We start from the raw sequence: 17422 nt of genomic DNA, 5'->3' as shown, positions 1-17422 counted from the left end.
ACAAAAAAATATATAATAAATGTCATTTGTTCATATATCACATATAGATAATATTTTATATATTAACAAATTATATCTTTTAGATATTTATTAAATGTTAAAGATATGTTTTAGTCAATTAAAACCACTCTATAATTAAGCATTTAAAGCCTAGCTTTGAAAAATTCTTAATTTTACCTTTTCAATATTTAGATCTTTTTATGCTAAAAGCTTATTACAAATTAATAAATGAAGCCGGTACCGATGAAGCTGGCCGTGGATGCTTAGCCGGCCCTGTTACTGCTGCTGCAATTATTTTACCTGAAGGTTTTAAAAATGAGATATTAAACGACTCTAAACTCCTTTCTGAAAAGAAAAGAGAACTTTTAAAACCTATTATAGAAGAACAAGGCATTTGCTTTGGCGTTGCTCATATTTATCCTAAAAAAATTGATGAAATAAATATTTTAAACGCATCTATACTTGCTATGCATAAAAGCATTGGCAAACTAACTACTAAACCAGAGTTTATAATTGTAGATGGTAACCGGTTTAAACCGTATAAAAAAATTGAGCACGAGTGTATTGTTAAAGGTGACTCTAAATATATGAGTATTGCTGCTGCTTCTGTTTTAGCCAAAACATACAGAGATGCGTATATGGAAAAAATACATAAGGAATTCCCTATGTATAATTGGAAAAAAAATAAAGGATACCCAACTAAAGAACATAGAGAAGCTATTAGAGAATTTGGACTCACCAAATACCACCGTAAAAGCTTTAAACAATTACCTGAACAATTAAAATTTCCGCTATAAGTAAATTAATTTAACTTTGTTATTATAAGTCGTATTTGTATGAAGTTAAAAATTGCTACTCTATTCTTAATTATATGTTGTATTGGCTGTACCAACATACAACAAACTAAAACCTCTATTTTAGATTATTTACCAACTAACACAAACACTGTGTTAAAAATTAACGACTATAACAGCTTAACTAGCAACATTAAAAACAATGAGCTTCTAAGTTTTTTTACCAACTCTAACCAATTAAAAGGTTTTAAAAAAGCTACTAACGTCTTAAACCATATAAAACCAAATACAAAAGGTCTTTTAGCATTTATAACCAATGACAGTACAACTACAGACTTTTATTTTGTTACTAAAGATTCTATAAACTTAGCCAGTTTAGATAGTATCTCTACAAGCACCAACATTTCTGTAAATAACAAAACATATAAAGAGTATAAATTAGATAGTATACCTTATTATAGTGTTAAGGATAATAAATTTACTATTTTCTCTTCAGATAAAAGTCTAATAGAAAGCACCTTAAAAAAAGGTAATACCAACAAAGATGTTCGTAAGCTATACCAAGCTTCCAATAATAACAAAACTGCTACCTTATTTTTACAACAAAAACATAGTCCTTTTCTAAAAAATACAATACAAACAGATAGCTTAAAAGAAATAAAAAATACTACTTGGGTATCTTTAGATATTAACACAAAACAAGACCAGTTAAATTTAGCAGGTGTTACAATGTCTAATGATTCAATTTTAAATTTTTTAAGCCTATTTAAAAATACAACTGCTGTTGCCAACAGAGCACAAGAATACGCTCCGCAGCAAACAGAGGCTATTACATCTTATACTTTTACAAACTATAACATATTTGCTAAAAACAGAAAAAACTACCTAAGCAAAGACATTAAAATAGATTCTGTTTTTAATACAGTAGAAGAAATAGCCATTATTACCACAAAATCTAAAAAAGCTATTTTATTACAAACTTTTGGTGCTGATAATATTGATGAATACCTAAGTACTTATAAAAAAGCTAGCAACAAAGACAATCCTATAATTACATTAAATAACAACACTGTTTTAACAGATATTTTTAATCCTTTAATACAGGAGTTTAGCGCCAATTACTACACAATTTTAGGTAATGCTTTTATTTTTACTGAAGAAATTGAGACCCTACAAGACATTATTAGTAATTACAAAGCAGGCACTACGTTTAACAAAACGCCTCTTTACACATCTGCCACAGAAACTATGGCAAAACAATCTTCAATTTTAGAAATTGGTAACTCTAAAAAGCTTGAGGAAGCTATTATTTCAAAATTTTCAAAAGGCAATAACAAGCCTAATTTAGACAATTACTTTTATGCTCGTCAGTTGGTTGCAGACGCTAACTTTTACCACACCAACATAACTATTCAAAAAATAAATAAAGTAACTAAGGCTAATACTACTGTTCCTATTTTTACAGTACAGTTAGATAATGATTTAGCTACAGAACCACAATTTGTAAAAAACCACAGAACTAATAAAAAAGAAATTATAGTACAGGATATAGAAAATAATTTATATCTAATTTCTACAGACGGAAAAGTATTGTGGAAAAAACAATTGGAAGGTAAAATACAAGGAAAAATAGCACAAGTAGACCTATACAAAAACGGTAGATTACAGTTTGTGTTTACGACAGGTAATCAGTTTTTAATTTTAGATAGAAATGGAGAAACGGTAGAGCCATTTTCTATAACTTATGATGGTGGAAATTTAAATGCCCTTGCAGTATTTGATTATGAAAACAACAAAAATTACAGATTTATTGTAACCCAAGGCAAAAAAGTATTTATGTACAATGCCAAAGCAGAAATTGTAACAGGTTTTAAATACACAGAAGCAAGTAGTTCTATTATAAAAAAGCCAAACCACTTTGTTGTTGGCAATAAAGATTACCTCGTATTTATGCTTGAAGATGGTTCTCTTAAAATTTTAAACCGAGTTGGTAAAGTCCGAGTTAAAACAACTAATAAAATTGCATTTTCTAACAACGATGTAGTTTTATTTAAAAACAAATTTACAGTTACAGATACTACTGCTGTTTTACACCAAATAGCAACTAACGGCAAAACTTCTGCTTCTAAATTTAATCTAATTAAAGAACACGGCTTAGATGCTACCACAAATACATTGGTACTAATGGACCAAAATACAATTACTATAAAAGGTAAAAAAGTAACCCTAGACCTAGGTATGTACAGTAAACCAAAAATATTTTACATTAACAATAAAATATACGTTAGCGTTACAGATTTACAGAACCAGAAAATATATTTGTTTGATAGCAATGCTGCAACTATACAGAACTTTCCGGTTTATGGGAGTTCATTAATTGACTTAGCCGATATAGACAATGACAAAAAGCTAGAACTGGTTGCTAAAGACTTAGACAACTCTTTAATTGTGTATAAAATAAATTAAGTTGTGTTTACTTTGCAATCATTTCCGCTTCAAACAATGCTGTAAAATGCTTTAGTAATTTACTTTTTACTTCTGCTTCGTCAATTGTAGTTTTACCTAACTCTACATTTAAAGATGTTACTGCTTTGTCTTTTATTCCACACGGAATCATAAGATCAAAATACCCTAAATCTGCATTTACATTTAAAGCAAAACCGTGCATTGTTACCCATCTACTAGCGCGCACACCCATTGCACAAATTTTACGCGCAAAAGGCGTTCCTACATCTAACCAAACTCCTGTTTCTCCGTTAGAGCGTTCTGCTTTTAGGCCATATTCCGCTAAGGTTAAAATTACCATTTCTTCTAGTAGGCGTAAATACTTATGTATATCTGTAAAAAAGTTATCCAAATCTAAAATTGGGTAACCAACTATTTGTCCAGGGCCGTGATACGTAATATCTCCCCCCCTATTTATTTTATAAAAAGTAGCGTTTTTTTTAGCCAGTTGCTCTTCATCTATTAGCAAATTAGCCATATTCCCACTTTTTCCTAAGGTATACACATGCGGATGCTCTACAAACAAAAAGTGATTAGGTGTTTTTAAACCTGCATCTTCTCGCCTATTTTTAATCTTTATATCTAAAGTTTCTTTAAAAAGATCTTCTTGGTAGTCCCAAGTTTCTTTATAATCCTTTTGTCCTAAATCTTGTAGAAATACTTCTTTATTCATTCTACAAAGATACAATTATCTGTCCGGATTATTCAAGATTATAAGTGCTGCAATTGTGCCAGGAACCCAACCACATAACCACAATAAAAATACAATAACTATAGATCCGCATCCTTTACCAATTACAGACAAAGGCGGACATAAAATAGCCAATAAAACTCTCCAAAAACTCATTTATTATTATTTTGATTGATGTATTTATAAGACGCACCAAAACACTATTTGTTACTGTTTTTCTTCAATTTTATTATAAAACACTATTTAAGGTTCGTTTTTAGGTTGATAACCTAATGCTCATCAACCAAAAACAACACATTTATTACTAATGATTTACAATATGCTAACATCAAAATGTAAAAAATTAAAAACCTTTGTATGCTAATGCACTTTCTACTTTGATAGATTACTAGTTTGTAACTATATTTGCAGCCTTAATTATAGATATATGCAGCTTTCGGAACAAGAAATTATCAGAAGGGAAAAATTAGGCAAGCTTAGAGAAATGGGCATTAACCCATATCCTGCAGACTTATACCCAGTAAACACTACCTCTAAACAAGTTAAAGAGAATTTTGAAGAGGGTAAACAGGTGGTAATTTCTGGTAGATTAATGTCTCGTAGAATTCAAGGAAAAGCTTCTTTTGCAGAGCTACAAGATGGCGAAGGCAGAATACAAGTATATTTTAACAGAGATGAAATTTGTTCTGGTGATGATAAAACTTTGTATAATGATGTATACAAAAAATTACTAGACATTGGCGATATTATTGGTATTGAAGGCGATTTGTTTACAACACAAGTTGGCGAAAAAACAGTAATGGTTAAAAACTTTACATTGCTTAGTAAGTCTTTACGACCATTACCGTTACCAAAAGTAGATTCTGAAGGTAAAGTTTTTGATGAGTTTAACGACCCAGAATTACGTTACCGTCGTAGATACGCAGATTTAGTTGTAAACCCGCACGTTAAAGAGGTTTTTGTTAAGCGTACCAAATTGTTTAACGCAATGCGTAGCTTTTTTAATGAGTCTGGTTATTTTGAAGTGGAAACTCCAATTTTACAGCCTATTCCTGGTGGTGCTGCGGCAAGACCATTTATTACACACCACAACAGTTTAGACATTCCGTTGTATATGAGAATTGCTAACGAGCTTTATTTAAAGCGTTTAATTGTTGGTGGTTTTGATGGTGTTTATGAGTTTTCTAAAAACTTTAGAAACGAAGGAATGGACAAAACACATAACCCAGAGTTTACAGCTATGGAAATTTATGTGTCTTACAAGGATTATAATTGGATGATGGATTTTTGCGAGAAATTACTAGAACATTGTGCAATTGCTGTTAACGGTACAAGTGAAGCTACATTTGGCGAACATAAAATTAATTTTAAAGCGCCTTATGCACGTGTAACAATGGCAGACTCTATTAAGCATTTTACTGGTTTTGATATTACTGGTAAAACTGAAACCGAAATTTTTGAAGCCGCTAAAGGTATGGGAATAGAGGTTGATGCTACAATGGGTAAAGGAAAACTTATTGATGAAATTTTTGGCGAAAAATGTGAAGGCAACTACATACAACCTACATTTATTACTGACTATCCTAAAGAAATGAGTCCGTTATGTAAAGAGCATAGAGATAACCCAGAACTTACAGAACGTTTTGAGCTTATGGTTTGTGGTAAAGAAATTGCAAATGCTTATTCTGAACTTAACGACCCAATAGACCAAAGAGAGCGTTTTGAGCACCAATTAAAACTTGCTGCAAAAGGTGATGATGAAGCTACGGAGTTTATTGATGAGGACTTTTTACGTGCTTTAGAATACGGTATGCCTCCTACATCTGGCATGGGAATAGGAATGGATAGGTTAATTATGTTTTTAACCAACAACCAATCTATACAAGAGGTATTGTTTTTTCCTCAAATGAAGCCAGAGCGTAAAACTGTTGCTTTAAGTGATGAAGGAAAAGCGGTTTTAGCTATTCTTAAAAAAGCCGAAAAATTACCGTTAGAAGAATTAAAGTCTACTTCTGGTTTAAGTAATAAAAAATGGGATAAAACTATTAAAGAATTAACCAAAAATGGTGTTGCTAAAGTCAACAAAACAGATGATGGTTTGTTTGTAGAAATAGCTTAAAACCCATTTACCTATAAATTTAAAACAGCGTTACTGTAAAAGTAACGCTGTTTTTGGTTAAATAATAACCGTCATCAAAACAAATAACCTTGTTTGTTTTAATTTTTAAGTATTATTTAATTAGTCTTCATTTTTATCATTGCGGTTTATGTACTGTACATCTCTTGTGTTTTTTTGTACTGCAATGGCAGAAAATAAGCTCAATAAAAAAGACATTCCATAAAATCCTTTTTCACTTAATAGCAAATCTGCGTTCCATAAACCAACAACTAATAATACTATAGATGCCACTGCTGCAAACCAACTAATACCATAATAAATATCTGTAACAGGTACATCCTCTAACTTATCTCTCACTGCTTTTTGTACAGATATAACAGAGAATAATCCAAAAAGTAAAATTGTAAAGTAGTATCCTTTTTCATTTAAAAGCATATCTGCGTTCCATAAACCTATACAAAAGGCAACCATTCCTACAAATAAAGATGTCCAAGCGGCTCCTATAAAAGCAGAGGTTGGTTTTTGGTCGTACACTTTTTTATCTTTCTTCTTTTTTGATTTTAATTCTTTTTCTACTGAAACATTTGTTTGATAATCCATAATTTTTGTGTTTTGATTACGGTACAAATATGTGACGATTTAAAACCCACAACAACACAACTTACGCAAAAAACTGACGATATATTTTATTTAAAAATAGCAAAATAGCCTATATTTATAATCTATTTTAGATTTTTAATGACGATTAAATGACAGATTTAAACTTAATAATAACTACATTAACCGCAGAAGAGCAACAACAATTTGTACTTTATCTAAAAAAAAAGAACAAACGTAGCGACATTAAAAACATTCAGTTATTTAAACTTCTTCAGCAAAACGACTTATCATCTACAGAAATTTGTCTGCAACTATACCAAACAAATAAGAAGAATGCTTACCACGCTTTAAGAAAACGCCTGCACAACTCTTTAATAGATTTTATAGCCAATATTAACCTAGAGGAAGAGAACTCTGTAGATATGCAGATTATAAAGTACATATTAGCATCTAGATCCTTTTTGCACAACAAACAATACAAGCTTGCTTATAAAATATTAGACAAAGCAGAAGTTTTAGCAGAGACTCATTATTTGTTTGCTATTTTAAACGAGATATATCATACCAAAATTCAGTATGCTTACGCAATACCAGATATACATATTAATAGTATTATCTCTAAATTTAAAATCAACCAAAAAAACCTATTGCTAGAGGACCAATTAAATATAGTGTATGCTAAAATGCGACAAACACTAAACAACATCACTTATAAAGGAGATGTTATAGATATTGAAACCTTATTAAAAAACACACTGCAAGATCACCAAATAAATATAACTGAGTCTTTGTCTTTTAAATCTTTATACCAATTAATAACCTTAGTTAGCATACCTGCTTTTGTTACCAACGATTATTTAAAAACAGAACCTTTTATTATAAAAACCTACGCTATTTTAAAAACACATAAAAGCGCTAGTAAACAACTGTATTACCATATAGAAGTATTGTTTTTAATTGCTAATACATTATTTAGAAACAAAAAGTTTAACGACTCTTTACATTATCTAAAACAAATGGAAGCACAAATGTTAGCCAATAAAAGCAAGTATTATAACGCCTTTAAATTAAAGCATCAATTTTTACTCGCATTAAATACCAATTATACCAACCAACAAAATAAAGCCATTGGCATTTTAGAACAACACATAAATAGCAAACACAATGATATAGACTCCTTACTTAAAATACATTTAGGCTTAAGCACCTTTTATATACAAGCAGGAAGGTTTAAAGAGGCTCAACAAATTTTTTCTAAATTTTACCATACAGATAATTATTACGAGAGTAAGGCTGGTAAAGACTGGGTTATTAAAAAGAATTTAATAGAAATTATTTTACACATAGAGCTTAATAACATTAACCTAGTAGAATCTAGACTGCTTAGCTTTAAAAGAAATTACTTTAAATATTTAAAACAAATAAATCAGCACCGAGCAATTACATATCTATCTTTTATAGAACTGTATTATAAAGACCCATCACAATTACTAACAGATAAGTTTAAAGAAAAAGTGCAAAGTTCTTTTGAGTGGGTAGGAAAAGAAAAAGAAGACATTTTTGTAATGAGTTTTTACGCTTGGTTAAAGAGTAAAATGGAAAAAAAACCGCTGTACCAAACAACTTTAGAAATGGTGCAATTAGCTAAAGAAAATTAATTTTATATTGATAATGTATCAGCTAGTACTCACTTTTCTTTCAGGTTTGTTCTCAAACTCTATATTTGTATACTTATAAGTATGGTAAACTATGGCAATTAGTAAAAAAATAGGACTTATAGCAGGTCCTTTGGTATTTATCTGTATTCTTTTTTTTCCAATAACAATACTATCTACAAAAGCAGATGCTGTATTAGCCGTTGCTGCCTGGATGGTTATTTGGTGGATTACAGAAGCGGTATCTATTTCTGTAACTGCACTATTACCTTTAATTTTATTTCCTATACTTAATATAATGCCATTAAACACAGTAGGTGCTAACTATGGCAATAAAATTATTTTTTTATTCTTTGGTGGTTTTATTTTAGCGCTTGCGTTAGAAAAAGTAAACCTACATAAACGTATTGCTTTAAATATTATTAAAATTACAGGTACAACACCTAATAAAGTTGTTTTAGGTTTTATGATTGCTACTGCTACACTAAGTATGTGGATTAGCAATACCGCTAGTACAGTTGTAATGCTACCCATAGCAGTATCTGTTATAAAATTACTTGTTAATGATGAAGATGGTTTTACAAAAAGTGATAAAAACTTTGCCCTAAGTGTAATGCTTGGCATTGCTTTTTCTGCCAATGCCGGTGGTATTGCAACCATTATTGGCACACCTCCAAATTCGGTTTTAATAGGGTTGTTAGAGGAACAATACAGTATTGAAATATCATTTTTAAAATGGATGATTATTGGCTTGCCATTTTCAATTGTACTGCTAACTGTAATTTACTTTGTCCTTGTAAAATGGATGTTTCCTAACAAGCAACTAGAGTTTTCTGCATCTAAAGATGTTATTAATTTAGAATTAGAAAAACTTGGATCTATTAATAAAAGAGAAAAAATGGTTCTTATAATATTTGGAATCACCGTTTTTCTATGGATTTTTAGAACATTAATAAACTCCATTTTCCCCAATTTAGGATTGTCTGATACTGGAATTAGTATGATAGCTGCCGTATCTTTATTTGCAGTACCCTATAATTTAAAAAAAGGAGATTTTATTTTAAATTGGAAAGACACAGAAAAACTTGCTTGGGGAATTTTAGTATTATTTGGTGGAGGCTTAGCTCTTGCAAATGGTATGGCTACCACAGGTATTGTAACCACAGTAACAGAGGCTATATCTAGTAGTAATATAAATATCTTTTTTACTGTATCGCTTTTAATATTATTAATGTTATTTATGACAGAGCTTATGAGCAACGTAGCTTTAATAACAGTTTTAGCACCAATTGTTGCTGGTATTGCAATTGGGTTAAACATTCCAATGCTACACATACTTATACCTGTTACAATGGCCAGTAGCTGTGCTTTTATGTTACCAATGGCTACACCACCAAATGCTATAGTTTTTGCTAGCGGTTATATTAAAGTTAAACAAATGGCAAGAGTAGGTATTATTTTAAATTTAATTGCTGTAGGCTTATTAATTTTACTTTATCAATTTATACTACCAATACTTTTTTAAAAATAGAATAGCCTCTGCAAAGCAAAGGCTATTCAATCGACTAATTCAATCCTACAAAGAGATATTGTAATTCCTATTTGTTGTTGATTGTTATATAAATAGACGAAAAAAATCCTCAAAAGTTACAATAAATGTAAAATTTTAACATAATAATCATTAAATCGTAATTTAATTAACAAATGTTAAGTTGTGTTAATTTATTACATAAATAGCTGATTATCATCTACTTAAAATCAAAACAAGTTTGCTCTACCTATTATATTGTTATGATATTATTAACATAGAATTAGGATTTTTTTGCGGTTATTTGTTTTTATTCAAAAAATTAACTCAAACTAACAATGATTAAAAGTTTACTCACCAAACTTCTATTAGCTGTTTTTCTATTTGGTTCTCTTACCAATTTAGAAGCTCAATCTAAAAAGAAGAACAAGAAAAGCAAGAAAAATGCTAAAACAGAAGCTCCAGCTTCAAAACCAAAAAAAGGAGCTATTTTACCTTACAGCAAGGTAATTACCAAAGATGCTAAAACAGACACTGGTTTGTTTAATGTACACACTGTAGACGACAAACGTTATTATGAAATTCCAGATTCTTTGTTTAACAAAGAAATGTTAATGGTTAGCAGAATAGCAAAAACAGCAACCGGATTAGGTTTTGGCGGCGGAAAAATTAACACTCAAATGTTACGTTGGGAGAAAAAAGACAAAAAAGTTCTTCTACGCATTATGTCTACAAACATTGTTGCAGATGAAAAACTACCTGTACATGAAGCTGTAATGAACTCTAACTTAGAGCCTGTTTTATATTCTTTTGATATTAAAGCGATAAAAAAAGATTCTCTAAACCCTACAACTGTTATACAAATTAATGACTTTTTTCAGAAAGATGTAAAAACATTAGGTTTACCAGAGCGTAACAGAAAACAATACAAGGTTAGTCGTTTAGATGATAGTAGAAGTTATATTGAAAGTGTTAAAAGTTACCCTTTAAATATTGAAGCTAGACACGTAAAAACATACTTTGCTGGCAACCCACCATCTAACTCTGCGTTAGGGTCTATTACATTAGAGATTAATAACTCTATGATTTTGCTTCCAAGCAACCCAATGAAAAGACGTTATTTTGACGAACGTGTAGGCTGGTTTGCTCGTAGTCAAGTAGATTATGGTTTGGATGCTCAAAAAAGTAAATCTGTAACTTATTTAGATCGTTGGAGATTAGAAGTTAAAGATGAAGATTTAGAAAAATTTAAAAGAGGTGAACTTGTAGAGCCTAAAAAGCAAATAGTTTATTACATAGACAGGGCTACTCCAGAAGAATGGGTTCCTTTTATTAAGCAAGGTATAGAAGATTGGCAAGTTGCTTTTGAAGCTGCTGGTTTTAAAAATGCTATAGTTGCAAAAACACCACCTACTCCAGAAGAAGATCCAGAATGGTCTGCAGAAGATGTTAGGTATTCTGTTGTAAGGTATTTAGCTTCTCCAATTCCAAATGCAAATGGTCCTCACGTAAGTGACCCAAGAACTGGTGAAATTTTAGAATCTGATATTAATTGGTACCACAACGTAATGACATTGTTACGTAACTGGTTTTTTATTCAAACCGCAGCTATTAATCCAGATGCAAGAGGTGTTGAGTTTAAAACTGAAGTTATGGGTAGGTTAATACGCTTTGTATCTTCTCATGAAGTTGGCCACACCTTAGGCTTACCTCATAACATGGGAAGTAGTGCTGCGTACCCTGTAGATTCTTTACGCTCTGCATCTTTCACAAAAAAATATGGTACCGCACCATCAATTATGGATTATGCACGTTTTAATTACATAGCACAACCAGGAGATGAAGGTGTTGCTTTAATGCCAAATATTGGTATTTATGACAAATATTCTATTAGTTGGGGTTACCGTCCTATTTTAGACAAATCTGCTAAAGAAGAAAAGAAAACTTTAGATAGCTGGATTTTAAAGCACGCTGGTGATCCTCTTTATCGTTTTGGAAGACAACAATTTGGGGTTATAGATCCAAGTTCACAAACCGAAGATTTAGGTGATGATGCAATGAAAGCTAGTAGTTATGGTATTGCTAACCTAAAAAGAATTGTACCTAACTTAATTAAATGGACAGCAGAAGATGGCAAGTCTTATGATGATTTAGATGAATTATATGGACAAGTTTTAGGACAATATAACAGATATATGGGTCACGTATCTAACAACGTAGGTGGCGTATATGAAGATTACAAAACATATGATCAAGAAGGTGATGTGTACTCTCACGTAGCTAAAGAAAAACAAAAAAGAGCAATTCAGTTTTTACATAAACAATTGTTTGCTACACCTACTTGGTTGTTAGACAACAATATTTTAAACAAAATTGAAAATGCTGGTGCTGTTGAACGTATTAGAAATACACAGTCTAGAACGTTAAATAATCTTTTAGATACTGGTAGAATGGCTCGTATAATAGAAAACGAAGCTTTAAACGGATCTAAAGCCTACAACTTAACTACAATGATGGCTGACGTAAGAAAAGGCATTTGGAAAGAGTTAAGCACAGGAAGATCTATAGATACATACAGACGTAATTTACAACGTGCTTATGTAGATCGTATGGAGTACCTAATGACAGTAAACCCTAAATCATCTAGGTTTGGTACAGCTGTAAATGTTAGTCAGTCTGATATTAGAGCTGTAGTAAGAGCTGAATTACAAACGCTGCAACGTTCTGTAAAATCTGCTGCTTCAAATTCTAGCGGTATTAGAAGAGCTCACTTAAAAGATATACAAGAAAGAATAGAATCTATTTTAGATCCTAAATAAGAATATATCATCTTTATTATTAAAGGGCTGTAGTGTAATTTACATTACAGCCTTTTTTATGCAACATACTTAATAGCAACACACTACACTAAAAAACAGCTACACAACAAATAAAGCTAAAATCACAATTAAACGTGTATTTCATCTATAAAATGATGTACTTTATCTTGTTTATCCATTTTTTTTAATATATTGCAAGAGACAAACAACAAAAAACAATTGTTTCACAACCAAAAAGCGGTTGTTATACAACAAGAGTTATAATTAATTCATTAACCTAGGTATCTTTGTTATAGAACCGATATAAAAACCCCAAATCTTATGTCATACAAACTTAAAAGCTTAGTTTATTTTTCTTGTTTAGTTGTAGCAATTTTTGCCTATGTACAAGTTGACAACGAAAACGTTTTAGAAGAAAATAACAACACGGTAGAGCTTCAAAATATTGAAGAGAACACAAACAGTAACGACTTAATTGTACAGTTAACTGAAGAAGAGTAAACGTATTATTTTTAATACAGAAAAAGTCTGAAACCATATGGTTTCAGACTTTTTTTTTATACCTAACCCAATGTTAAAATGCTGCCAAAAACAAATTTTAGATTAAACTATTTTAAAAATTGAAAGTCAAAATACTAAACAATAAAAAATAGTAATATGAAAAAAATAACATTTGTAATGGTTTTAATGCTAGGCATTTTAACTATATCGGCACAAGAAAGCAAGAAAAAATCTAAAGATGCAAAACACAAAATGCATAAGAGAAAAGACGGTAAAAGAGCTATGCATAAAATGGCAAAATTTACTCCTGAACAAAGAGCTATTTTGCAAACTAAAAAAATGACACTTGCCCTAGATTTATCAGAAGAACAACAATCAAAAATTGAAAAGCTGAATTTAAAAAATGCTGAATTATTTCATCAAAAAGCAGAAGAAAGAAAAGCAAGAAAAGAAGCTGACAAAAAATTAACTTCTAATGAAAAATTTGCAATGACTAACGAAAAGTTAGACCTGCAAATAGCTCAAAAAAAGACATTGAAGAAAATTTTATCTAAAGACCAATATGCACAGTGGAATAAAGTACATAAAAAAAGACATCATTCTCCTGAAAAAAGAAAAGTAAACAGAAGACAAATGATGCAAAAGCGAAATAAGACCATTAGGTCTTAATAAAAAAAAGGAGCCAATATTGGCTCCTTTTTTTTATTATATAATTATTTTATTACAACTCTAAGTCTTCAAGAGCGGCAATAGTATCATCTAGATCTTTATACGATAATGCATCATTTAAAAAATAACTTTCAAAAGCACTTGGGGGCAAATAAACACCTCTATCTAGCATTCCGTGAAAATACTTTTTAAACGTATCATTATTTCCTTTCGCCGAAGAAGCAAAATCTACAACAGGTTCATCTGTAAAATGTACAGAAATCATACTTCCAAACCTATTTATTTGGTATGCTATTCCTTTTTTATCCAAAGCTTTTTTTAATCCTTTGTGTAAATATTCTGTTTTGTCTGCTAAACTTCTAAAAATATCAGGATTATTATTTAACTCTGTTAACATAGCCAAACCAGCACTCATTGCTAAAGGATTACCACTTAAAGTACCTGCTTGGTATACAGGTCCATTAGGCGCTAAATAATCCATAATTTCATTACGAGCCGCAAATGCACCAACAGGTAAACCACCACCTATAACTTTACCAAAAGTTACAATATCTGCATCTATACCCAGTACTTCTTGAGCTCCGCCTCTACCCAGCCTAAAGCCCGTCATTACTTCATCAAAAATTAATAAAATACCTTCTTTTGTACAAAGTTCTCTTAAACCAGTAATAAATTCTTTAGACGGAATTATACAGCCCATATTACCTGCCACTGGCTCTATTATTATTGCTGCTATTTCTCCTTTATTAGCTGCTACTAAAGAGGTAACATTTGCCAAATCATTATACGTTGCCAATAGAGTATCTTTAGCTGTACCAGCTGTTACTCCAGGGCTATTAGGACTGCCAAAAGTTACAGCTCCACTACCCGCTTGTATTAAAAACGAATCTGAATGTCCGTGATAACAACCTGCAAACTTTATAATTTTGTCCTTACCAGTAAAACCTCTTGCCAAGCGTACGGCACTCATACAAGCTTCTGTACCACTATTTACAAATCTAATTTTATCAATATTAGGAACCATAGAAACTGCTAGTTTTGCTAACTCTGTTTCTATCTCTGTTGGCATACCAAAAGAGGTTCCTTTTTTTGCTTTTTCTATTACAGCATTTATTACAGGATCATAAGCGTGACCTAAAATTAATGGTCCCCAAGATGCTATATAATCTATAATTTTATTTCCGTCTTCATCATACAAATATGCTCCTTTTGCTTCCTTTACAAAAATTGGTTCACCACCAACTGCATTAAAAGCTCTTACAGGAGAATTTACACCACCTGGAATGTATTTTTTAGCTTCGTTAAAAAGTTCACTGCTTCTTTTATAAATCATTTTTAAGATTTAATTTTTAGTATATTTTACAATAAGTTCTTGACCTACGCTTAGGTTTGTATTTTTTAAATTATTTAGTTTCATTAACTCTGGCACTCCCATAAAATACATTCTAGATATAGCATACAGTGTTTCACCTGCCTCTACCTTATGCTTTTTTACAACATATTCTTTTGGAGCTGTACGCACTGCTTTATGCTTACCATCATATTTATGAAGGTCATATTTTTCAATTAAGTAAATTAACTTTTGCGGGTATTTAGGATCTGTTGCGTAACCAGCTTTTCTTAATCCCTTAGCCCATCCTTTGTAATCATTAGCGCGTAAATCAAACAAAGAAGAATACCTACCTCTTGTTGTTAAAAACAAGCTATGATCTCTAAAAGAGTACATTGGGTGGTTGTATTTTCTAAAACACTCCCCTTTTTCATCATCATCATGATAATCAAAATCTCCTTCCCAACCAGTGTGGCATTTTATACCAAAATGGTTATTGGTTTTACGTGCCAATTCTCCTTTTCCAGATCCACTTTCTAAAATACCTTGTGCAATAGTTATACTTGCGGGTATTCCATAAGTTTTCATTTCATCTTGAGCTATTGCAGCAAATGTATTTATATAATCGTCTGTATTTTCTATAGCAAAACTTACAAATTTACCTTCATCTTTTGGCAAACCATAAAGAGCGTTACCATTGTTAGAATTACTTTTAGGCGTAACTGTAGATACTTTTTTATGAGACCTTTTGGTAACACTTCTTTTAGCTTTACAACTTGCAAAAAAAACAAGCAACACTATTATTCCTGCTTTATAAATTAACCTTAAACTATTTTTTTGTGTATTATTATTCATTTATAAGAGGTAATTTTTTCTTTAGTAATAAACTATTCATTCCTTTTATTCCTTGTAATCCGCCAGTGTGTATTGCTACAATTTTAGTGCCAGGTGCAAAATAATTTTTACGTACTAGATCTAAAATACCATAAACCATTTTACCCGTATACACTGGATCTAAAGGTATTTTGGTTTCATTTTTAAAAGAGTTTATAAAATTTATTAATTCTGATGTTACCTTTGCATAACCACCAAAATTATAGCTATTTATAAGCTCCCAATTTGTGTTATTAGCAAATTTACAAATATCTTCTTTTAAAAAATCACCTTTTAACGCCGGAAAACCCAAAACCAATTGATTCTTATTTGCAGAATTTATAATACCTGCTATTGTACCACCTGTACCAACAGCACTGCACACCACATTAAAATCAGTATCTCTTTCTGTCAATATTTCTTCGCAACCTTTTACAGCCAAGTCATTAGCACCACCTTCTGGCAACACAAAACTATCAGGAAACTCTAACTGCAAATTGGTTAAAAATTCAGAATTATTTTTTTGTCTGTAAGCTTCTCTACTTATAAATTTAAACTCCATTCCGTTTTCTTTAGCAAAAGCCAAAGTTGGGTTATGTTGCCATTTATTTACCAATTCTTCTCCCCTAATTATACCAACGGTTTTTATACCGTTTTCTTTTCCTGCATAGGCAGTTGCCGCAATATGATTGGAGTACGCACCACCAAAAGTTAAAAGTGTTGTTGCTTTTATTTCTTTAGCGTGCAGTAAATTATACTTTAATTTTCTAAACTTATTACCAGAGATAAAAGGGTGTAGCGTATCTTCTCTCTTAATACAGAGTGATATCTTTTTTTCTGATAAAATAGGAAGTCGTACTTGCTGATTTAAAACTTTCACGTTTTATAATTTTCAGCGCCAAAGATATTTAATAAAACTGAAGGGTTTACGTTCATTTAAATAATTAGGGTTATCCTCATTATAATAAGCCTCTCTTTCAAAACTAAGATTCTGATAAGCCTTATAACTATCCCAATAAAACAAACAACGAATTAAAAACTCTAGCAAATACAATATATAAAAAGGCAAAACTAAAAGTTCTAATTGCTGCCTTAAGTGTATTTTTTCGTGATTAATTAAAGAGTCATCATCCCTTAGCGCATCACTCTTTAAAATTATAAAAGGCCATAAAGATAGGCCTACATAATTTTTTCTAAAGAATAGTTTTGAAACTAAAATCATACGTACTTATTAATTAACATTTTCAAATTTAACAACTTAGTACAGAAACTATACCATTTTTAAGACTTAAAACGATTAATAACTGAAAACACCGACTACCAACTATTTTTAACTTT

15 protein-coding genes are annotated in these 17422 nt (G+C 30.9%); 8 read left to right on the top strand and 7 right to left on the bottom strand.

The window, feature by feature from the left end; all coding sequences use genetic code 11:
- Window positions 1–200 precede the first annotated feature (200 nt).
- On the top strand, window positions 201–797 hold the full coding sequence (locus ABJD66_RS12720; protein ID WP_348132190.1) for a ribonuclease HII: 597 nt from the start codon (window positions 201–203) through the stop codon (window positions 795–797).
- A 39-nt stretch (window positions 798–836) separates the two neighbouring features.
- The gene (locus tag ABJD66_RS12715) at window positions 837–3260 is read left to right on the top strand and encodes a ribonuclease HII (protein ID WP_348132187.1); all 2424 of its coding nucleotides are present in this window, start codon (window positions 837–839) and stop codon (window positions 3258–3260) included.
- A gap of 7 nt (window positions 3261–3267) precedes the next feature.
- On the opposite strand, the gene lipB is transcribed toward ABJD66_RS12715, so the two are convergent.
- Window positions 3268–3972 carry a lipoyl(octanoyl) transferase LipB gene (lipB, locus tag ABJD66_RS12710; protein ID WP_348132184.1) on the bottom strand — a complete coding sequence of 235 codons (705 nt, stop codon included), beginning with the start codon at window positions 3970–3972 and terminating at the stop codon, window positions 3268–3270.
- 15 nt (window positions 3973–3987) lie between these two features.
- The gene (locus tag ABJD66_RS12705; protein ID WP_013620258.1) at window positions 3988–4146 is read right to left on the bottom strand and encodes a YqaE/Pmp3 family membrane protein; all 159 of its coding nucleotides are present in this window, start codon (window positions 4144–4146) and stop codon (window positions 3988–3990) included.
- A 271-nt stretch (window positions 4147–4417) separates the two neighbouring features.
- On the opposite strand from ABJD66_RS12705, the gene lysS reads away from it, so the two are divergent.
- Entirely contained in the window at window positions 4418–6109 is a 1692-nt protein-coding gene (gene lysS / locus ABJD66_RS12700) for a lysine--tRNA ligase (RefSeq protein WP_348132180.1), read from the top strand.
- A 120-nt stretch (window positions 6110–6229) separates the two neighbouring features.
- Here lysS and yiaA read toward each other — a convergent pair whose 3' ends face one another.
- On the bottom strand, window positions 6230–6709 hold the full coding sequence (yiaA, locus tag ABJD66_RS12695; RefSeq protein WP_348132177.1) for an inner membrane protein YiaA: 480 nt from the start codon (window positions 6707–6709) through the stop codon (window positions 6230–6232).
- Window positions 6710–6858: 149 nt separating this feature from the next.
- Here yiaA and ABJD66_RS12690 point away from each other — a divergent pair, with 149 nt between their 5' ends.
- From ABJD66_RS12690 to ABJD66_RS12670, 5 genes are all read left to right on the top strand, one after another.
- Complete coding sequence (locus tag ABJD66_RS12690; RefSeq protein WP_348132174.1) at window positions 6859–8367, top strand: hypothetical protein; 1509 nt, start codon at window positions 6859–6861, stop codon at window positions 8365–8367.
- 91 nt (window positions 8368–8458) lie between these two features.
- On the top strand, window positions 8459–9889 hold the full coding sequence (locus tag ABJD66_RS12685) for a DASS family sodium-coupled anion symporter (protein ID WP_348132171.1): 1431 nt from the start codon (window positions 8459–8461) through the stop codon (window positions 9887–9889).
- Window positions 9890–10230: 341 nt separating this feature from the next.
- Entirely contained in the window at window positions 10231–12711 is a 2481-nt protein-coding gene (locus tag ABJD66_RS12680) for a zinc-dependent metalloprotease (RefSeq protein ID WP_348132168.1), read from the top strand.
- Window positions 12712–13032: 321 nt separating this feature from the next.
- Window positions 13033–13212 (top strand): hypothetical protein, encoded by a 180-nt coding sequence (locus tag ABJD66_RS12675; RefSeq protein ID WP_100894992.1) that lies wholly within the window; start codon window positions 13033–13035, stop codon window positions 13210–13212.
- Window positions 13213–13368: 156 nt separating this feature from the next.
- The gene (locus ABJD66_RS12670; protein ID WP_157811109.1) at window positions 13369–13881 is read left to right on the top strand and encodes a hypothetical protein; all 513 of its coding nucleotides are present in this window, start codon (window positions 13369–13371) and stop codon (window positions 13879–13881) included.
- Window positions 13882–13933: 52 nt separating this feature from the next.
- On the opposite strand, the gene hemL is transcribed toward ABJD66_RS12670, so the two are convergent.
- From hemL to ABJD66_RS12650, 4 genes are read right to left on the bottom strand one after another with little or no spacing between them, the layout of a single operon-like run.
- Window positions 13934–15214: a glutamate-1-semialdehyde 2,1-aminomutase gene (hemL, locus tag ABJD66_RS12665; RefSeq protein WP_348132163.1), complete on the bottom strand. Its 1281-nt coding sequence runs from the start codon at window positions 15212–15214 to the stop codon at window positions 13934–13936.
- Window positions 15215–15223: 9 nt separating this feature from the next.
- On the bottom strand, window positions 15224–16066 hold the full coding sequence (locus ABJD66_RS12660) for a glucosaminidase domain-containing protein (RefSeq protein WP_348132161.1): 843 nt from the start codon (window positions 16064–16066) through the stop codon (window positions 15224–15226).
- A complete protein-coding gene (locus ABJD66_RS12655; RefSeq protein ID WP_348132158.1) occupies window positions 16059–16964 on the bottom strand; it encodes a pyridoxal-phosphate dependent enzyme in 906 nt (301 codons plus the stop codon). The genes ABJD66_RS12660 and ABJD66_RS12655 overlap by 8 nt, the downstream gene beginning before the upstream one ends.
- Before the next feature lie 12 nt (window positions 16965–16976).
- On the bottom strand, window positions 16977–17306 hold the full coding sequence (locus ABJD66_RS12650; protein WP_100894987.1) for a hypothetical protein: 330 nt from the start codon (window positions 17304–17306) through the stop codon (window positions 16977–16979).
- Window positions 17307–17422: the final 116 nt, after the last annotated feature.

This window comes from Cellulophaga sp., assembly GCF_039943695.1.
Classification (GTDB): domain Bacteria; phylum Bacteroidota; class Bacteroidia; order Flavobacteriales; family Flavobacteriaceae; genus Cellulophaga.
The sequence above is the reverse complement of the archived record's forward strand: the minus strand, read 5'-3'. Positions and strand labels throughout refer to the sequence as shown.